We start from the raw sequence: 19700 nt of genomic DNA, 5'->3' as shown, positions 1-19700 counted from the left end.
TGATTGGGGGACGTGGGGCTTGCCCCGCGATGGCGGTGGCCAGGGTGGACGCCATCGCGGGGCAAGCCCGCTCCCACGCCCCGATTTCTTGTGGAAGGGGAATCAGTCCTGGCGGTACGGCAACATCTGCCGCGCCTCTTCGGCATACGCCCTCACCCCCGCCCGCTCCTGCAGCAGAAAATCCTCCACCGCCCGGCGCAATCCCGGATGCAGCAGGTAATGCCACGACCGCGTGATCACCGGCTCGAAGCCACGAATCAACTTGTGCTCACCCTGGGCCCCGGCATCGAACCGCTGCAGCCCTTCGCCGATGGCGAAATCCATGCCCTGATAGAAACAGGTCTCGAAATGCAGACGGTCGAATTCATCAAGGCACCCCCAATACCGTCCATACAAGCTGTCACCCCCGATCAGGCTGAGCGCCATGGCCACCTCGCGCCCCTGCTGGCGGGCGATGACCACCCGGATTGCCTCGGGCATGCGCTCGGCGATCAGGCTGAAGAATTCACGGGTAAGGTAGGGCGCGCGTCGGCGCACGGCGTAGGTGTTGGCGTAACACAGGTAGACAAAATCCCACTGTGCCTCGCTCAGCTCGTCGCCCCGATACCAGGCGAAGTCGATCCCCTGCCCCGCCACCTGTTCGCGCTCCTTGCGCATCTGCTTGCGCTTGCGTGAGCTGAGGGTGTCGAGAAAGTCCTGGTAGTCGCGATAACCCCGATTGCGCCAATGGAACTGGCAACCCAAGCGTTCCATCCAGCCTGGCAGACCAGCGAGGGCCTCATCCAGCGCAGTGTCGGTGAAGTTGATATGCGCACCCGACAGCCCACCCTTGCCCAGGTACTCGGGGATGGCCTGCAACAGCAACAGGCCATCGCTCGGGTCGGCGGCCAACAGGCGTGGGCCGCTCACCGGGCTGAACGGCACGGCACCCAGCAGCTTGGGGTAGTAGGCAATACCTGCGCGCTCGCAGGCATCGGCCCAGCCGTGGTCGAACACGTACTCGCCGAACGAATGCCATTTGCGGTACGCAGGCAGCACCGCTCGCACCTCACCGTCGCGTTCCAGCACCAGGTGTTCGGCGGCCCAGCCAGTGTCAGTCGCCACGCTGCCACTGTCCTCCATGGCCGTGAGGAAGGCATGGCGCAGGAACGGCTGGGCGTCAGGCACCAGCGCGTCCCAGGTGGTCGCCGGCAGGTCGCGCAGATGGGCAAGGCTGTGGAGGCTGATCACGTTTGCAACTCGCTGAAAAGAGAGTGCCAGTATTGCCAAGTCGACCGTGACACTCAAATGACGGCCGCTTTACTTAACAACAGTGCCACTGTTTAGACATTATTCTGTCATTCGCCCCCGCAATACTTGCGCCTGTTTTCCGGAACCCCAGAACCTGTCTAGTCAGGCCCTTTCCGAAGACATGCCAACTTGGGGGCGGGCGCTTGAGCCTCCCCACTTTTTCCAACAGGGAGAACCTTATGCGTCTTGTTTCTACACTTACCGGAGTGAGCCTCACCGGCATGATGCTGGCTCTGAGTGCTCCGGCCAGTGCTGCTGTCGACGCCAAGCTGCTCGAAATGCTCCGCGCCAATGGCTCGATCAACCAGGCGCAGTACAACGAACTGCAGGGCGACCTGGCAAAGGAAACCAAGGAAAAGGCCGACCAGAAAGCCCAGTCCGAGCGCATGAGTTCGTTCGAACAGAAAGTGGCGTGGGCCGCCAAGACCCAGATCAAGGGTGATGTGCGCCTGCGTTACGAAGACGTCAACGTCGACAACCCGATCTCGCGCAGTGGCAATCAGGACCGTGAGCGCGTCCGCGCCCGTGTCGGCTTCTACAGCGAGATCAACCCGCAAGTGGATGCCGGCGTGCGCGTGGCCACCGGCAGCAGTGCCGATGCCCGCTCGACCAACCAGAGCCTGGACAACTACTTCGAGAAGAAATCGCTGTGGGTCGACCTGGCCTACCTCGACTGGCACCCGACCGCCATCCCCAACCTGCACCTGATCGGCGGCAAGATGGCCCAGCCATGGGTGAGCATGGGCGACATCATCTGGGACAGCGACATCAACCCCGAAGGCGTGGCGGTCACCTACAAGACCAACCTGGGCGCCACCGAACTGTTCGGCAGTGCCGGCCACTACACCCTCAAGGACAACGTCGACGGCGACGGCGTGCAGTTCAAGCACGACGCACAACTGTACCACGGCCAGCTGGGTGCCAAGTTCAACGCGGCCGACACCCTCAAGTTCACCGTGGGCGGCAGCATCTACGGCTACGACAACGACAAGGAGTCGACCGTCCTGCGTGCCTTGGGCAACACCACCAACGAGTTCAACCTGGTGGAAGGCTTCGGCCAGGTGGACTTCACCGGCTTTGCCATCCCGCTCTCGGCCTATGGCCAGTTCGTCAAGAACACCGAAAGCACCGACGGCAAGGACAAGGCCTGGCTGGCGGGCCTGAAAACCAAGGTCGGCGCCTGGAGCCTGGACTACAACTACCGCGACGTGCAGCGTAACGCGGTGGTCAGCGCCTTCACCGATTCCGACTTCGGCAACGGCTTCACCGGTTCGCGTGGCCACAAGTTCAAGGTCGGCTACGAGATCGACAAGAACTTCTCCCTGGGCGCGGCCTACCTGATGGCCAAGACCGACTTCTCCAACCTGCCGAACAGCGATGCTGACGTAGATACCCTGCAGGTGGACCTGGAAGCGAAGTTCTAAGCGCCAGGCTCCTTTGCTCCACCCTGAAGCGGGAAATGCTGACCCCATCCAGCATTTCCTGCTTTTTTTTGCCTGCAATGAACGTGGGAGCGGGCTTGCCCCGCGATGGCGTCATCAACCCTACCGCTGTGCAAGGGCTGATGACGCCATCGCGGGGCAAGCCCGCTCCCACGAGTCAGACAAGCATCAATGCTTGCGCAGGATCACGCTGCCAATCGAATAACCCGCGCCGAACGAGCTCAGCACACCCAGCGCCCCCTTGGCCAGGTCATCCTGGTACAGGTGGAAGGCAATCACCGACCCTGCCGAACTGGTGTTGGCATAACGGTCGAGGATCACCGGCGCCTCTTGCTCGTCCACTTCCCGGCCCAGGAGTTTCTTGACGATCAGGTGGTTCATGCTCAGGTTGGCCTGGTGCAGCCAGAAACGCTGGACGTCGCTCGGCTGCTGGCCGTTCTCTTCCAGATGCTGGCCGATCAGCTCGGCGACCTTGGGGCAGACTTCCTTGAACACCTTGCGGCCTTCCTGCACGAACAGCTTGTCGCGCGTGCCGATGCCCTCTTCCGCGGCGCGGTTGAGGAAGCCGAAGTTGTTGCGGATGTTGTTGGAGAACGCGGTCCACAGCTTGGTGCTGACGATATCGAACTGGTGCGCCGAGGTGGCCAGGTCGGCACGTTCGATCAGTACCGCGGTGGCGGCGTCACCGAAAATGAAGTGGCTGTCGCGGTCACGGAAGTTCAAGTGGCCGGTGCAGATTTCCGGGCTGACCACCAGCACCGCGCGGGCCTGGCCCAACTGCACGCTGTTGGCGGCCGTCTGGATGCCGAAGGTGGCCGACGAACAGGCGACGTTCATGTCGAAGGCAAAACCCTCGATACCGAGCGCCTGCTGCACTTCGATGGCGATGGCCGGGTACGGGCGCTGCAGGTTGGAGCAGGCGACGATCACCCCGTCGACATCGGCGGCAGTGCGCCCGGCGCGCTCCAGCGCCTGACGCGCAGCGGCAACGCCCATTTCGCAGAGGATCGACTGTTCGTCGTTGGAACGCTCCGGCAGGCGCGGTTTCATGCGCTGCGGATCGAGGATGCCGGCCTTGTCCATGACGAAGCGGCTCTTGATGCCCGAGGCCTTTTCGATGAAGGCGGCATCGGACAGCGGCGCCGCCTCGACTTCGCCACGCTCGATGGCGGCGGCATTGTCACGGTTGAAACGCTGTGCCCAGGTGTTGAAGGACTCCACCAGTTCTTCGTTGGAAATGCTCTGGGCCGGGGTATACAGGCCGGTGCCGCTGATGACGACGTTGTGCACGGTCGTTCCTCTGGTCAAAGGCCATCGCCATGCGGCGCAGGCCGGGAAAAGGGCAACATAATGGCACCTTGGTACCAATTCAAAGACGAGGGTTGGGCCCTCGATCACTGGCAAGCCAGCTCCCTCAGTTCAATGCGTACCCTGTGGGAGCTGGCTTGCCAGCGATGGGCCGCAAAGCAGCCCCAAATTCCGTCAAGTTTGCCACAAGTTGCAACGGTTAGGCTTCCACCTGACTCCACTGCTTGCTCAGTCGCTTGTCGGAAACCGGCACCTTGGTCCCCAACTGCTGGGCGAACAACGAAACCCGGTATTCCTCCAGCAGCCAGCGGTACAGGGTCAGTTGCTCATCGCGCTTGCCTTCCTGGGCATGCTTGTCGGCACGGGCCTGGTATTGCGCCCAGCAATTGGCCAGCTCGCCACTCCACACCCGGTCCTTCTGTACCTGCGAGCCCAGCTTCTCCAGGCGCAGTTCCACTGCCTTAAGATACCGCGGCAATTCCTTGAACCAGGCCCCCGGCGTCTCGCGCACGAAGCCCGGATACACCAGGTTGGCCAGTTGCTGCTTGATATCGTTGAGTGCCACCGCCTGGCTCAGGTCGATCTTGCCCTTGAAGCGCTTCTGCAAGCCATGCCATAGCTTGAGCACCTCCAAGGTCAGGCGCGCCAGGCGTTCGGCATGCTCGCTCCAATTGCCGCGCTTACGTTCGGCCAGCGAGGCCAGGGCGGCGCCATCACGGGGCAACGGGTCTTCGCCTTCGAGCACGCAACTGTCGAGACTGGCCAACAAGATATCCTCCACCAGTGCCTCGACCCGGCCCAGTTCGCGATACAGCAAGCCCAGCTCGGTCAAGCCCGGGAGCTTGCCGCGCAGGAACTTGGCCGGCTCGGCCAACTGTTGCAACAACAGCCGCTGCAGGGCACGTCGGTGCTGGAACTCGGCCTCGGCCTGGGTCGAGAACCGCCCCTCGCGCACCGTGCCATTGTCCTCGACCAGTGCCGGATACACGGTCATCGACAGCCCGGCGATCTTCTGCTGGGCGGTCTGCGCCACTTGCTCGAATACCTTGGCCTGCACCGGCTGCTCGGCCTTGTTGTTGCGCGGCAAGGCCAGGGCGGCCTGGCTGGCGGCAGCAAAACGGGCAGTCAGTTCGACCAGGTCGCGGCCCTCGCCGAGGAACTTGCCCTGGGCATCGACCACTTCGATGTTCATGCGCAGATGGCCCTCCACCAGCGCGGTCGCTTCCGCCCAGGCCTCGTCGGACACCCGCGCCCCGGTCATGCGCAGCAGCTCATGGCCCAGTGCCTGGGGCAACGCGCCCTGGCCGAAGACCATGCGCGACAGTGCCGCCTTGACGAAGTCCGGCACCGGCACGAAGTTCTTGCGCAGGGCCTTGGGCAGGTTGCGCACCAGGGCGATGCACTTGGCCTCGAGCAGGCCCGGCACCAGCCATTCCAGGCGTTCGCCCGGCAGGTTGGGCAGCAACGGCGCCGGCACCCGCACGGTCACGCCGTCACGTGGATGGTTCGGTTCGAAGTGGTAGCTCAGCGACAGGCGCAGTTCGCCCACCTGCAAGTGATCCGGGTACTGCGCTGCGGTGACCTCGCTGGCCTCGCGGGCCAGTACGTCCTCCTCGCGCATGATCAGCAGGTTGGCGTCCTTCTGGCTGGTCATCCGGTACCAGGCATCGAAGGTCGCGGTCTGGTGGATCTCCGCGGGCAGGCGCGCTTCATAGAAGGCGTACAGGGTTTCTTCGTCAGCCAGAATGTCGCGCCGACGGGCCTTGGCCTCCAGTTCGTCGAGCTGCTCCAGCAGGCGCTTGTTGGCCGTCAGGCACTTGGCCCGGGATTGTATCTCGCCGCCGACCAGGCCATCGCGGATGAAAAGCTCACGAGAGGTGACCGGGTCGATGGGACCGAAATGCACCGGGCGGCGTCCGACCAGGATCAGCCCGTACAAGGTGATCTGTTCGTAGGCCACCACCTGGCCGCGCTTCTTCTCCCAGTGCGGTTCGAAGTGGTTCTTCTTGATCAGGTGGGTGGCCAGCGGCTCGATCCAGTCCGGCTCGATCTTGGCCACCATGCGCGCATACAGCTTGGTGGTTTCCACCAGTTCGGCGGCCATCACCCATTGCGGCCGCTTGCGACCAATGCCCGACGACGGGTGAATCCAGAACCGCCGCTGGCGTGCGCCCTGGTAATCGCCCTCCTCGGTCTTCTGGCCGATCTGGCTGAGCAGGCCGCTGAGAATCGCCTTGTGCATGCGCTGGTAGTCGCAGGCATCCTTGTTCACCGTCAGTTGCAGGTCGCGGCAGATCAGCGCCAGCTGGCGGTGGGCGTCGCGCCACTCGCGCAGGCGCAAATAGTTGAGGAAGTTCTTCCGGCACCAGTTGCGCAGCGGGTTTGCGGTCAACGCCTGGCGCTGCTCCTCGAAACCGCGCCACAGGTTGACCAGCGCGGCGAAGTCGGAGTCGACATCCTTCCACTGGGCATGGGCCTGGTCGGCGGCCTGCTGGCGCTCCGGTGGGCGTTCGCGCGGGTCCTGCACCGACAGTGCGCTGGCGACGATCAGCACTTCCTGCAGGCTGCCCTGGCGGGCACCTTCGAGCAGCATGCGACCCATACGAGGGTCGATCGGCAGACGCGCCAGCTGGCGGCCCAGCGGTGTCAGCTGGTTCTCGCGGTTGACCGCCGACAGTTCCTGCAGCAGGTTGAAGCCGTCGCTGATGGCCTTGCCATCCGGCGGCTCGATGAACGGGAAGGCGTCGATGGCGCCCAGGCGCAGGTGCAGCATCTGCAGGATCACCGCCGCCAGGTTGGTGCGCAGGATCTCGGGATCGGTGAATGCCGGCCGGCCGTTGAAGTCATCCTCGCTGTACAGGCGGATGCAGATGCCCGGCTCGACCCGGCCGCAGCGGCCTTTACGCTGGTTGGCGCTGGCCTGCGAAACGGCTTCGATCGGCAGGCGCTGGACCTTGGCGCGGTAGCTGTAGCGGCTGATGCGGGCGGTGCCGCTGTCGATCACATAGCGGATGCCCGGTACGGTCAGCGAAGTCTCGGCGACGTTGGTCGCCAGCACCACGCGCCGGCCGCTGTGGGACTGGAAGATCCGCTGCTGCTCGGCCGGCGACAGCCGCGCATACAGCGGCAGTATCTCGGTGTGGCGCAACTGCGCCTTGCGCAGGATCTCGGCGGCGTCGCGGATCTCGCGCTCGCCGGGCAGGAACACCAGCACATCGCCTGGGCCCTTGCCCTGGCTGCGCTCGTACTGGGCAATCTCGTCGAGGCTGGCGAGGATCGCCTGGTCGACCGAGAGGTCTTCCTCGACCTGGTTGCCCTCCTCGTCCTGCTCGCTGGTCAGCGGGCGGTACCAGGTTTCCACCGGGTAGGTACGGCCGGACACTTCGATGATCGGCGCGCCGTCGAAGTGCTTGGAGAAACGCTCCAGATCGATGGTCGCCGAGGTGATGATCAGCTTCAGTTCCGGACGGCGATGCAGCAGGGTCTTGAGGTAGCCGAGCAGGAAGTCGATGTTCAGGCTGCGCTCGTGAGCCTCGTCGACGATGATCGTGTCGTAGCGTTCGAGGAAACGGTCGTGCTGGGTCTCGGCCAGCAGGATACCGTCGGTCATCAGCTTGACCAGGGTGTTCGAATCGCTCTGGTCCTCGAAGCGCACCTGGTAGCCCACCAGCGCCCCCAACGGCGTGCCCAGCTCCTCGGCGACCCGCGCCGCCACGCTGCGCGCGGCAATCCGCCGAGGCTGGGTGTGGGCGATCAGGCCATGGCTGCCGCGACCCAGCTCCAGGCAGATCTTCGGCAACTGGGTGGTCTTGCCCGAGCCGGTCTCGCCAGCGATCACCAGCACCTGGTGCTCGGCCAAGGCCTTTTTGATCTCGTCGCGCTTGGCGGCGATGGGCAGATTGTCGTCGTAGCGAATGCTCGGCACGCTCTGCTGGCGCGCGGTGACCTGGGCGCAAGAGGCCTGGACCTTTTCCACCCACTGCGCGAGCTTGCCCTCATCGGGACGCTTGCGCAGCTCGTGCAATTGCCGGCGCAACCGATGGCGGTCGGCGATCATGGCGTGGTCGAGGTTCTTCAGCAGTTGGTCGATGGCGTGGTCTGTCATGGGACTTTTTTAATGATGCAGGCGAGTGCTGCTCTTTCATGATCGGCAGGCGTAAGGGGCACGATTGTCGCAGATTTGCCAGCGGGATGCTGCCTGTTGCGGCTGTGACACAGGCCAGGTCCGCCCTGGGCACTGCAACTCGAATGTTTAACAATCAATGGAATGAACGTCGCCATTCACTGATTTAATCAACCTTACCGGCCATGTGAGTATCGAGCGATGCTTCCCGACCCGACGATCGCCCGCCCGCTGCCCCAACCTTCGCTGCCGAAGGCCAGGGTCCGTGCCGGCGAAAATCCGCTGGTGCACATCATCCTCGCCTTCTGGGCCCTGTGGCACTGCCGCCACGCGCGCCCACCGGACACTTCGCTCACGCATCCCTGACCCTACCCGGCCACCACTGGCCGATTGACTCAGCCTGACCGCCCACCTGCGCGGCGGTCCTGCGTGCCTCAGAGCGAATCCACCATGCACTTTGCCCCTGCCGAGCAAGCCAGGCGTTTCCTGGCCGACAACCCCGATATCGACCTGATCGAACTGTTCATCCTCGACGCCAACGGCGTACCCCGTGGCAAGCTGCTGCATCGCGAGGAACTGCTGGCGGTGTTCGACAGCGGCCGCCCGCTGCCCAGCACCATCCTCGGCCTGACCCTCAATGGCGACGACGTGGAAAACTCCGGTCTGGTCTGGGACGTCGGCGACATCGACTGCCGCGCCTACCCGCTGGAGGGCAGCCTGGTGCGCCTGCCCTGGCGCCGGGTGCCGACCGCCGCCGTGCAGGTCAGCATGCACCCCAGCGAAGGCCTGCCGGCCAGCGTGGCGGATCCGCGTCATGTGCTGCTGCGGGTGATCGACGCCCTCAAGGCCGAGGGTTATCACCCGGTGATGGCCTGCGAGCTGGAGTTCTACCTGCTCGACCAGCAGCGCGACGCCCAGGGCCGCCCGCAGCCGGCGCTGGACAGCGACGGCGGCCGTCCGCGCGAGACCCAGGTCTACGGCCTGCGCGAACTCGAGCAGATCGAACCGTTTCTTGCCGACCTCTATGCCGCCTGCAAGGCACAGGGTATCCCGGCCCGCACGGCGATCTCCGAGTACGCCCCCGGCCAGGTCGAAATCACACTGGAGCACGGCGATGCGCTCCAGGCGATGGATCAGGCCGTGCGCTATAAACGCCTGGTCAAAGGCATCGCCAACGCCCACGGCATGCAGGCCTGCTTCATGGCCAAGCCGTTCACCCAACTGGCCGGCACCGGCATGCACATGCACCTGAGCCTGGCGGACGCCGCTGGCAACAACCTGTTCGCCAGCGAAGACAAGGCTGGCACCCCACTGTTGCGCCAAGCGGTGGCTGGCATGCTGCGTCACCTGCATGAGTCGTTGCTGCTGTTCTGCCCCAACGCCAACTCATTCCGCCGCTTCCAGGCCAACAGCTATGCCCCGCTGGCACCGACCTGGGGTGTGGACAACCGCACCGTCAGCCTGCGCGTGCCCGGCGGCCCGGCCAACAGCCGACATGTGGAACACCGCATCTGCGGCGCTGACGCCAACCCCTACCTGGCCGCCGCCGCGATACTTGCTGCCGCGCACCAGGGCATCCGCGAACAGCTCGATCCCGGCGCGCCGGTCGAAGGCAACGGCTATGCCCAGGCCAGCGAGTACCTGCCCACCGACTGGCTGACTGCCCTGGAAGCTCTGGAACAGTCGGCCTGGGCCAGGGAGGCGCTGGGCGAGGCCTTCCTCGGCGTGTACCTGAAGGTCAAGCGTGCCGAGTACCGCCAGTTCATGGCCGAAGTCGGCGAACAGGACTGGCGCTGGTACCTGCATCAGGCCTGACAGACGAACTACAACAAGGAACACCCATGAACGCAGCACTGAACAACAGGCCGGCCCAGCGCGCGCCGTCCTACTACAGCGCCACCCTCAATGATGCAACCGAATACCCCACGCTCAAAGGCACGGTGCAGGTCGACGTGGCGATCATCGGCGGCGGCTTCACCGGCGTGGCCACTGCGGTGGAGCTGGCCGAGCGTGGCCTGAAGGTAGCCATCGTCGAGACCAACCGCATCGGCTGGGGCGCCAGCGGGCGCAACGGTGGCCAGGTCACCGGCAGCCTGTCGGGCGACGAGGCCATGCGCACGCAGATGCGCGACCGCCTGGGCGCCGAGGTGGACGACTTCATCTGGCACCTGCGCTGGCGCGGCCACCAGATCATCGAACAGCGGGTCGAGCGCTACGGCATCCAGTGCGACCTCAAGCACGGCCACCTGCACGCGGCGATGAAACCGTCGCACATGACCGAACTGCGCGCCTTCGACGCCGAAGCCCAACGCCGCGGCATGGGCGACCTGGTGCAATTGCTCGACCGCGAGGCCATGCAGCAGCACCTGCAAAGCCCGCTGTACCTCGGCGCGTTGAAGAACCGCCGCAACCTGCACCTGCATCCGCTCAACCTGTGCCTGGGCGAGGCCCGCGCCGCCCATGGCCTCGGCGCGCTGGTGTTCGAGAATTCCGAAGTTCTGGAGATCATCCACGGCCCCCGCCCGGCCGTGGTTACCGCCAGCGGGCGCATCGAGGCACGACAGGTGATGCTGGCCGGCGACGTCTACCACAAACTGGAAAAACGCCAGCTGAAGGGCAAGATCTTCCCGGCCATGGGCGGCATCGTCACCACCGCGTCACTGGGTGACCTGGCCGACCAGATCAACCCGCAGGATCTGGCCGTGTACGACTGCCGCTTCGTCCTCGACTACTACCGTCTGACCGCCGACAAACGCCTGCTGTTCGGCGGCGGCGCCAACTACTCCGGGCGCGATTCGCGAGACATCGAGGGCGAGCTGCGCCCGTGCATCGAGCGCACCTTCCCGGCGCTCAAGGGCGTGCCGATCGAGTTCCAGTGGAGCTGCGCCATGGGCATCGTGGTCAACCGTATCCCGCAACTGGGCAAGCTGTCGGACAACGTCTGGTACTGCCAGGGGTACTCCGGGCACGGCATCGCCACCAGCCACATCATGGGCGAGATCATGGCCGAGGCCTTGACCGGGACGCTGGAGAAGTTCGATACCTTCGCGGCATGCAGGCACATCAAGGTGCCGATGGGTGACTTGCTGGGCAATCCGCTGCTGGCGGCAGGAATGTGGTACTACCAGATGCTGGAAAAACTGCGCTGAGCTTCATAACGCAAAACGGGAGCGGCGGTGCGCCGCTCCCACATTCCAATCCCAAAGCAGGCTGCAGATCAGGCGATCTTTTTCAGGCCCTGCTTTTTCAGCTCTTCGTCACGCAGCTCGCGGCGCAGGATCTTGCCGACGTTGGTGGTCGGCAGCGCATCGCGGAACTCGATGGCCTTGGGCACCTTGTAGCCGGTGACGTTGGCGCGCATATGCTCCATGACCTGTTCCTTGGTCAGCATCATGCCAGGTTTGACCACGATGAATACCTTGATCACCTCGCCGGACTTCTCGTCCGGCACACCGATGGCCGCGCACTGCAACACACCCGGCAGCATGGCGAGCACGTCTTCGAGTTCGTTGGGATACACGTTGAAGCCGGATACCAGGATCATGTCCTTCTTGCGATCGACGATGCGCATGTAGCCATCTGGCTGGATCAAGGCAATGTCACCGGTTTTAAGCCAACCATTGCCGTCGATGATCTCGGCGGTGGCATCTTCACGCTGCCAGTACCCCTTCATCACCTGTGGCCCCTTGATGCACAGCTCGCCCACCTCACCCAAGGGCAGTTCCTGGCCGTTGTCGTCGATGATCTTGCATAGGGTCGACGGCACCGGGATACCGATGGTGCCCACCTGGTTGGCCGAGATCGGATTGACCGCCGCCACCGGGCTTGTCTCGGTCATACCGTAACCTTCGCAGATGGCACAACCCGTCACCGCCTTCCAGCGTTCGGCCACGCTCATCTGCAGCGCCATGCCACCGGACAGTGTGATCTTCAGCGCCGAGAAATCGAGGTTGCGGAAAGCCTCGTTGTTACACAGGGCGACAAACAGCGTGTTAAGGCCGATAAAGCCGCTGAACTTCCACTTGCCCAGCTCCTTGACCATTGCCGGCAGGTCACGCGGGTTGCTGATCAGCACGTTGTGGTTGCCGATCAGCATCATGGCCATGCAATGGAAGGTGAAGGCATAGATGTGGTAAAGCGGCAGCGGAGTGATGAGGATCTCGCAACCTTCGTGCAGGTTCGAGCCCATCAGCGCACGGCACTGCAGCATGTTGGCCACCAGATTGCGATGGGTGAGCATCGCGCCTTTGGCCACGCCAGTGGTACCGCCGGTGTACTGCAGCACAGCAACGTCGCCGGGCTGCGGGTTGGCCTCGGTGACAGCGCCGCCCTTGCCTAGCGCCAGCGCGTCATTGAAGCGCACCGCGCCCGGCAGGTGGTAGGCCGGCACCATTTTCTTCACGTACTTGATCGCGCTGTTGATCAACAGGCGCTTGAGCGGTGGCAACAGGTCGGCCACTTCGGTGACAATGACGTGTTTGACTTGGGTCTTGGGCACCACCTTTTCAGCCAGATGCGCCATGTTGGCCAGACACACCAGTGCCTTGGCGCCGGAGTCGTTGAATTGGTGCTCCAGCTCACGCGCGGTGTACAGCGGGTTGGTATTGACCACGATCAGCCCGGCACGCATGGCGCCGAAGACAGCGACAGGGTACTGCAGGACGTTGGGCAACTGGACCGCGATGCGGTCACCCGGCTTCAGGTCGGTGTGCTGCTGCAGCCAGGCGGCAAAGGCGCCGGACAAGGTATACAGCTCGCCGTAGGTGATGGTCTTGCCCAAGTTGCTAAAGGCAGGTTTGTCGGCAAAGCGTTGGCAGGATTGCTTGAGTACCGCCTGGATATTGGGGAACTCGTCAGGATTGATGTCCGCCGTGACCCCGGCTGGGTACTTATCCTTCCAAAAATGTTCGATCATGGAAGCCCGCTCCTTCAGCAACAGCGAATTCGGTACGCGACGATGCGCTTATTATTGATATGAGAGGCCGGCTCATTGCAAACCGGATCCTCTGAAAGCGCGCCGAGAGTAACAGCTTTGAAAGGGGTCGCCTAGAGGCCGAAATGGGCCGACAGGTCACAAAAATGACTCAATGAAAACTTCAGGTCATTTTTAGAGTAATTATACGAAATGTCGCAAATCCGCCTGAAAGCCCTGGCCTAGAGGGTCTGTGAAAGTGAACCTGACCTGCGATGGCGTCGACTCTGGGGAAACTGTCGTCCAGGCTGACACAATCGCGGGACAAGTCACACGGCACACCGCCGCTCTTACTTTCAGGCGATGTCCCGCAATTCCCGACGCAGGATCTTGCCCACCGGGGTCATCGGCAGCGACTCGCGCAATACAATGTGCTTGGGCACCTTGTAGCCGGTGAAGTTGGCTTTGCAGAATGCCTTCAGCTCGTCCACGCTCACCCCGCCCGCGCGCGATACCACAAACAACTTCACCGCTTCGCCAGTACGCTCATCCGGCACGCCGATCACCGCGCAGCTGGCCACTTGCGGATGCCCCATCACCACATCCTCGATCTCGTTGGGATACACGTTGAAGCCCGAGACGATGATCATGTCCTTCTTGCGGTCGACGATCCGGGTATAACCATCTGGGTCAATGACCGCGATGTCGCCGGTCTTCAGCCAGCCCTCCTCATCCAGCACCTCATCGGTGGCCCCAGGCTGCCGCCAATAGCCCTTCATCACTTGCGGGCCTTTGATACACAGTTCGCCGCGCTCACCCAAAGGCTGCTCAAGGCCGTCGTCGTCGATCACCTTGAACGCGGTGCCAGGCACCGGAATCCCCACCGTTCCAAGGCGCGCCAGTTGGCCATAGGGGTTGGTGCTGGCTGCCGGCGAGGTCTCGGTCAGCCCATAGCCTTCAACGATGCGGCACCCCGTGAGCGCCTCCCAGCGCTCGGCGGTGGCCTTGACCAGGGCGGTGCCGCCAGAATTGGTGATTTTCAGTGCAGAGAAATCCAGCGTTTTGAACCCCGGGTTATCCATAAGGGCGACGAACAGCGTATTCAGGCCTACCAACGCCGAGAACCGCCACTTGCCCAGTTCCTTGATGAACCCCGGAATGTCGCGGGGGTTGGTGATCAGCACATTGTGGTTGCCGGTCACCATCATGCACATGCAGTTCGCGGTAAACGCGTAGATGTGGTAAAGCGGCAGCGGCGCGATCATCACCTCCTGCCCTTGCTTGATCAGCGGCTGGCCATCTGGCCCGTGCTGGCCGAAACAGGCCAGTACCTGAAGCATGTTGGCCACCAGATTGCCATGAGTGAGCATGGCCCCCTTGGCCAGGCCCGTGGTCCCGCCGGTGTACTGCAGCACCGCGACATCGTCGAGTGTCTGCGCCACCGCCTGGTGACCGAGACGTTGCCCCTGGCGCAGGACGTGCTTGAACGACACCGCCTGGGGCAAATGGTAGGCCGGCACCATTTTCTTCAGCTTGTCGACCACGGTGTTGATCAGCCAGCCCTTGGCCGTCGGCAGCAAGTCGCCCATCTTCGCTTCGATCAGGTACTCGATGCCGGTGTCGGGCAGCACCTCCTGCACGCGCTTGCCGAACATGTTCAGGTACACCAGCGCGCGGGCGCCGGAGTCCTTGAACTGATGGCGCATCTCGCGCTCGGTGTACAGCGGGTTGGTGTTGACCACGATCAAGCCTGCACGCATGGCGCCGAACACCGCGATGGGGTATTGCAGGACATTGGGCATCTGCACCGCGATGCGATCGCCCGGCACCAGGTCGGTGTGCTGCTGCAACCAGCCGGCGAAGGCCGCCGAGTAACGGTCGAGGTCCGCGTAGCTCAGGGTGACGCCGAGGTTGCTGTATGCCGGCCGGTCGGCGAAGCGCTTGCAGGAGCGCTCGAAAACGTCGACGACTGACGTATAGGCATTCATGTCAATGGTGGAAGGCACGCCCGCCGGGCGCTTGTCGTTCCAGAAATCGGCTTGCATTTATTGTTGTTCCTCTACCGGGACGTCCCTGACCTGATCGCCTGATGGCAAAAAGGTGTTCAGCCGACGTTAGCAGCTCTGTCGAGGGTGGCAAATACGCCAAGTGCCGCCATTAACATTGTGAATCTCTTTTCTGCCCTTCCTGCAATCGGGCGCTTTGCGCATACACTGTTGGCGAACCTCCGCGCGCAAGGATCCGCCATGCCCCATGACGCCTTCTGGCTCCCCGCCAGCGAGCATTGCAGCCTCCATGTTCATCAATGGCTGCCCTCCACACCGCTCAAGGCCGTGGTGTTGCTGGCCCACGGCATGGCAGAACATGCCGGGCGCTACCAGCGCCTGGGGCATGCGCTCAACGCTGCCGGCTACGGACTCCTCGCCCCCGACCTGCGCGGACATGGACGTACCGCCGAGCTGGGGAGCCTGGGCCTGTTCGCCCGCCATAATGGCTGGAATGCCGTGGTCAACGATCTGGGCCTGCTGGCCCAGCACGTCGGCCAGCAGTTCCCGGGCACCCCGCTGTTCCTGCTCGGCCACAGCATGGGCAGCTACATCGCCCAGGCCTACCTGCTGCACCACAGCGCCAGCCTGCAAGGCGCGATCCTCAGCGGCTCGAACTTCCAGCCGGTGGCACTGTACCGGGCCGCGCGCCTGATCGCCCGCTTCGAAGCCTGGCGCCAAGGCCCCCTGGGCAAGAGCGCGCTGATCGACTGGCTGTCGTTCGGCTCGTTCAACAAGGCTTTCAAACCCAACCGCACGGCATTTGACTGGCTCAGCCGCGATGCCGAGGAAGTGGACAAGTACATCGCCGACCCCTTGTGCGGCTTTCGTTGCAGCAACCAGCTGTGGCTCGACCTGCTGCAGGGGCTGGCGCAGATCAGCCAGCCCAGGCATCTCGGGCAGATCGACCCGAACCTGCCCATCCTGGTGATCGGCGGCGAATGTGATCCGGTGAGTGCCGGCAAGCGTCTCACCCATCTGGCCGACGCCCTGCGCGCGACCGGCAACCGTCATGTACAGTTGCGCATCTACCCCGGCGCACGCCACGAAGTGCTCAACGAAACCCATCGCGACGAGGTCACCGCCGAGATCATCGGCTGGCTGGAGCAGGCGCTGGCCCTTGGCCGCCCTGCCCGCAGTGAATGATCGGCCACCTCGCCCGCCCCACAAGGAAGCCTCGATGACCCAGGTCACCAACACCCCTTACGAAGCCCTCGAAGTCGGCCAGAAAGCTGAGTACAAGAAGTCTGTCGAAGAGCGCGACATCCAGCTGTTCGCCGCCATGTCCGGTGACCACAACCCGGTGCACCTGGACGCCGAATTCGCCGCCAAGAGCATGTTCCGCGAGCGCATCGCCCATGGCATGTTCAGTGGCGCGTTGATCAGCGCAGCTGTCGCCTGCACCCTGCCTGGCCCGGGCACCATCTACCTGGGCCAGCAGATGAGCTTCCAGAAGCCGGTGAAGATCGGCGATGAGCTGACCGTGCGCCTGGAAATTCTCGAGAAGCTGCCCAAGTTCAAGGTGCGCATCGCCACCAATGTGTACAACCAGAACGATGAGCTTGTCGTCAGTGGCGAGGCCGAGATCCTCGCGCCGCGCAAGCAGCAGACGGTCGAGCTGGTCAGCCCGCCGAACTTTGTCGCCAGCTGATTCACCTAGCTGGCCATCGCGGGCACGCTGGCGATAGCTCAGCCCAGTTCGCGTAACCGCCGTTCGATATGCCGCCGTTCCGGCCCCTGGCGGGTGAGCGTCAGCGCTTGCTGCCAGGCATCCCGGGCCTGATCGAGGTTGCCCAGCTGCCGGTGCAGTTCGGCGCGCGCGGCATGGGCCAGGTGATAATCACCCAGCTCGCCGCGCTGCAGGATTGCCTCCACCGCCTGCAACCCCACCTGCGCACCGTCCCGCCTGGCCAGCGCCGCCGCCCGATTCAGCTCCACCACCGCTGATGGCCAGTGGCGCTGCAGCACATCGTACAGGCCGATGATCTCGTCCCAATCCGTGGCCTCGGCGCAAGGCGCTTCGGCATGCACCGCGGCTATGGCCGCCTGCACGGTATACGGCCCGAAGTCGCGACTGCGCAATGCCTGCTGGACCAGCTGGCTGCCCTCATCGATCTGCCCGCGATCCCACAGGCTGCGATCCTGCTCATCCAGCAGCACCAGCTCGCCATCGGCGGTGCTGCGCGCCCTCTGCCGCGATGCCTGCAGCAGCATCAGCGCCAGCAGGCCATGCACTTCGGCATCGGGCAGCAACTGGGCCACAAGGCGCCCCAGGCGGATCGCCTCATCGGTCAGCTCGCGGGTGGTGACATCTTCGCCCGCCGAGGCCGAATAGCCTTCGTTGAACACCAGGTAGATGACCCGCAGCACGCTTTCCAGGCGCTCGGGCAGCTCGCTCAGCTCCGGCACCTGATAGGGAATCTTCGCATCGCGGATCTTGGCCTTGGCACGCACGATGCGCTGGGCGATGGTGGCCGGGCTTTGCAGGAAGGCACGGGCGATCTGCTCGGTGGTCAGGTCACACACCTCGCGCAGGGTCAGCGGTACCTGGGCGTCAGAGGCCAGTGCCGGGTGGCAGCAGGTAAAGATCAGCCGCAGACGGTCATCGGCCAGCAACGTCTGCTCGCCCGGATCGTCGGCTTCGCGTTCGAGCAACATGATCAGGTCGGCCTGGGAGCGGTCGAAACGGGCACTTCGGCGCAGCGCATCGATGGCCTTGAAGCGGCCGACAGACACCAGCCAGGCCCGCGGATTGTCGGGGATACCATCGCGCTGCCAGCGCTGCACGGCAATGAAGAAGGCATCGTGCATGGCCTCCTCGGCCAGGTCGAAGTCCCCCAGCAGGCGGATGAGGGTCGCCAGGATCCGCCGCGAATCACGGCGGTAGACAGCCTCCACCTCCTGGCGGACTTGCGCTTCCCCCACCATCAATCGGGCTTTCCCTGGTGACTCATGCGGCTTTTCTCCCGTTGCGTCAGGGCTGCAGTTCACGCACCGGCCGAACCTCGACGCTGCCCACCCGGGCTGCCGGGATGCCCTTGGCGATGTTCAGCGCCTCGTTGAGGTCACGGGCGTCGACCAGGTAGAAACCGGCCAGTTGCTCCTTGGTCTCGGCGAACGGCCCATCGGTCAGGCTCATGCGACCGGCGCGTACACGTACCGTGGTGGCCGTTTGCACAGGCTTGAGCGCCTCGGCGGCGAGCATGCGCCCGCTGCCCTGGATGGATTCGGCGTAGGCCATGCATTCGGCGTCTTCGGGGCTGTCGGGCAGGCTGTGCAACAGCGCTTCATCACAATAGACCAGGCACAGGTATTTCATGATCGTCTCCAGCAGGTCGGCTCGGTGCGGTGGGCGATGAGCGGTATCAGGGCTTGAGGTCGAACAAGGCTTTTTGCGTTTCCATGTCGAACGGCGCCGACCAATGCTCGTGGATCACTTGCCATTGACCGCCGCTGCGCCGATAGCCGACCGTGGCGCGCATGAAACCGCACTGGCTTTCGTCGTCGCCCGGGCCACAGCGGTTGAGCCAATGGGCCAGGGCCAGGTCGCCGTCGGCGTATACCTTCAGCTCTGCCAGTTCGAAGACCATCGGCCCCGTGCACATGCCCATGCACATTTCCCAGTGTGCACGGTAGGCGGCCTTGCCCTTGAATTGCAGGGCCTGGATGGCATCGAAGGCGAGAATGTCGTCGGCATAGGGTGCCACGATACGGTCCACGTCGCGCTCGCGCACGGCCTGCATCCACTGTTCGATCAATTGACGAAGTTCAGTTTCGGCTGCGCTGTTCATCGGTGCTTCCTCCCAGCGTTCAACAATGATTGGCGCCGGTGCATTCCGGCGCCTTCACCCATGGTCGAACGGGAAAATGGAGAATCGACAACCCGATGAGAAAAAAGTCAGCAGCACAGAATCTCCAGAATAATCAGACCGGTACTGCCAGGATGAATTCGCGGTAACCGGAAAGCACCACGTAACCGGCGAAATAGCAGAAGATCGCCGCCGACAACAGGTACGACCAAGTCAGCAGGCGATCGCCAAGCAGTCGCCCGCCATGACTGGCGATACCGCACAACGAGACACACCAGAGCAGCCCGGCGGCAAAGAAGCCACCGAGGAACAGGCCCGCATCCAGCGCGCTGCCGGCGCCGGAGCGGGAGATCAGCACGCCGCCGACTGCGGCAAACCAGAGAATCGCGCTGGGCGATGACATGGCCAGGAAGATCCCGCGCAGGAACTCACGCCAGCCTGATTCGACCACTACCTGGCCACGCGACTCCAGGTGCCCGCCGCGCCACGCCGCCAGCAGCATCTTCACCGCGAACCACGCCAATAACGCGGAGCCCCCCAGCCACAACGTCCAACGCACGCTTTCGAACTGCAGCAAAACGGTCATGCCGGCCAGGGCCGCAATGGCGTAGATGAGATCGCCGACGCAGGTCCCCAGCCCAAGCCAGAAGCCCTGAAGAAACCCCCGCTGCATGGCCAGGGTAATCATGGCGATGTTGGCCACGCCGATGTCCAGGCACAGGGACAGGCTGAGGAGGAAACCATTGGAAAAGGGCATGGCAGGCTCGACTG

Annotated in this window: 14 protein-coding genes; 5 read left to right on the top strand and 9 right to left on the bottom strand. The window is 63.7% G+C overall.

The annotated features are described in order from the left end of the window. Nucleotides 1-102 precede the first annotated feature (102 nt). Nucleotides 103-1230, bottom strand: a complete 1128-nt coding sequence (locus LU688_RS08005; protein ID WP_023629840.1) for a GNAT family N-acetyltransferase — start codon at nucleotides 1228-1230, stop codon at nucleotides 103-105. A 239-nt stretch (nucleotides 1231-1469) separates the two neighbouring features. On the opposite strand from LU688_RS08005, the gene LU688_RS08000 reads away from it, so the two are divergent. Beyond that, nucleotides 1470-2714 (top strand): putative porin, encoded by a 1245-nt coding sequence (locus tag LU688_RS08000; RefSeq protein WP_023629839.1) that lies wholly within the window; start codon nucleotides 1470-1472, stop codon nucleotides 2712-2714. 186 nt (nucleotides 2715-2900) lie between these two features. On the opposite strand, the gene LU688_RS07995 is transcribed toward LU688_RS08000, so the two are convergent. Next, the gene (locus tag LU688_RS07995) at nucleotides 2901-4022 is read right to left on the bottom strand and encodes a beta-ketoacyl-ACP synthase III (protein ID WP_094010028.1); all 1122 of its coding nucleotides are present in this window, start codon (nucleotides 4020-4022) and stop codon (nucleotides 2901-2903) included. A 217-nt stretch (nucleotides 4023-4239) separates the two neighbouring features. Next, on the bottom strand, nucleotides 4240-8145 hold the full coding sequence (gene hrpA, locus LU688_RS07990; RefSeq protein ID WP_094010029.1) for an ATP-dependent RNA helicase HrpA: 3906 nt from the start codon (nucleotides 8143-8145) through the stop codon (nucleotides 4240-4242). A gap of 468 nt (nucleotides 8146-8613) precedes the next feature. Here hrpA and LU688_RS07985 point away from each other — a divergent pair, with 468 nt between their 5' ends. Next, nucleotides 8614-9978, top strand: a complete 1365-nt coding sequence (locus tag LU688_RS07985; protein WP_094010030.1) for a glutamine synthetase family protein — start codon at nucleotides 8614-8616, stop codon at nucleotides 9976-9978. A 26-nt stretch (nucleotides 9979-10004) separates the two neighbouring features. After that, nucleotides 10005-11312, top strand: a complete 1308-nt coding sequence (locus tag LU688_RS07980) for an NAD(P)/FAD-dependent oxidoreductase (protein WP_160291281.1) — start codon at nucleotides 10005-10007, stop codon at nucleotides 11310-11312. Between the two features lie 68 nt (nucleotides 11313-11380). Here LU688_RS07980 and fadD1 read toward each other — a convergent pair whose 3' ends face one another. Further along, on the bottom strand, nucleotides 11381-13078 hold the full coding sequence (gene fadD1, locus LU688_RS07975) for a long-chain-fatty-acid--CoA ligase FadD1 (protein ID WP_160291280.1): 1698 nt from the start codon (nucleotides 13076-13078) through the stop codon (nucleotides 11381-11383). Nucleotides 13079-13431: 353 nt separating this feature from the next. Further along, nucleotides 13432-15120, bottom strand: a complete 1689-nt coding sequence (gene fadD2, locus LU688_RS07970) for a long-chain-fatty-acid--CoA ligase FadD2 (RefSeq protein WP_160291279.1) — start codon at nucleotides 15118-15120, stop codon at nucleotides 13432-13434. 201 nt (nucleotides 15121-15321) lie between these two features. Between fadD2 and LU688_RS07965 the strand changes: the two genes are divergently transcribed. Beyond that, the gene (locus tag LU688_RS07965) at nucleotides 15322-16266 is read left to right on the top strand and encodes an alpha/beta hydrolase (protein WP_023631541.1); all 945 of its coding nucleotides are present in this window, start codon (nucleotides 15322-15324) and stop codon (nucleotides 16264-16266) included. A 34-nt stretch (nucleotides 16267-16300) separates the two neighbouring features. Beyond that, nucleotides 16301-16771, top strand: coding sequence for a MaoC family dehydratase (locus LU688_RS07960; protein ID WP_023631542.1), 471 nt, complete (start codon nucleotides 16301-16303; stop codon nucleotides 16769-16771). 38 nt (nucleotides 16772-16809) lie between these two features. Here the strand turns inward: LU688_RS07960 and LU688_RS07955 are convergent, their stop codons facing one another. The 4 genes from LU688_RS07955 to LU688_RS07940 form a co-directional block, all read right to left on the bottom strand. Beyond that, nucleotides 16810-18048 carry an RNA polymerase sigma factor gene (locus LU688_RS07955; RefSeq protein WP_038705617.1) on the bottom strand — a complete coding sequence of 413 codons (1239 nt, stop codon included), beginning with the start codon at nucleotides 18046-18048 and terminating at the stop codon, nucleotides 16810-16812. Nucleotides 18049-18094: 46 nt separating this feature from the next. Further along, entirely contained in the window at nucleotides 18095-18439 is a 345-nt protein-coding gene (locus tag LU688_RS07950) for a YciI family protein (protein WP_023631072.1), read from the bottom strand. Nucleotides 18440-18485: 46 nt separating this feature from the next. Then, nucleotides 18486-18911 carry a YybH family protein gene (locus tag LU688_RS07945; RefSeq protein WP_023631071.1) on the bottom strand — a complete coding sequence of 142 codons (426 nt, stop codon included), beginning with the start codon at nucleotides 18909-18911 and terminating at the stop codon, nucleotides 18486-18488. Nucleotides 18912-19044: 133 nt separating this feature from the next. Continuing rightward, nucleotides 19045-19686 (bottom strand): LysE family translocator, encoded by a 642-nt coding sequence (locus LU688_RS07940; RefSeq protein WP_104444335.1) that lies wholly within the window; start codon nucleotides 19684-19686, stop codon nucleotides 19045-19047. Nucleotides 19687-19700 lie beyond the last annotated feature (14 nt).

This window comes from Pseudomonas soli (assembly GCF_021283165.2).
Taxonomy (GTDB): domain Bacteria; phylum Pseudomonadota; class Gammaproteobacteria; order Pseudomonadales; family Pseudomonadaceae; genus Aquipseudomonas; species Aquipseudomonas soli.
The sequence above is the reverse complement of the archived record's forward strand: the minus strand, read 5'-3'. Positions and strand labels throughout refer to the sequence as shown.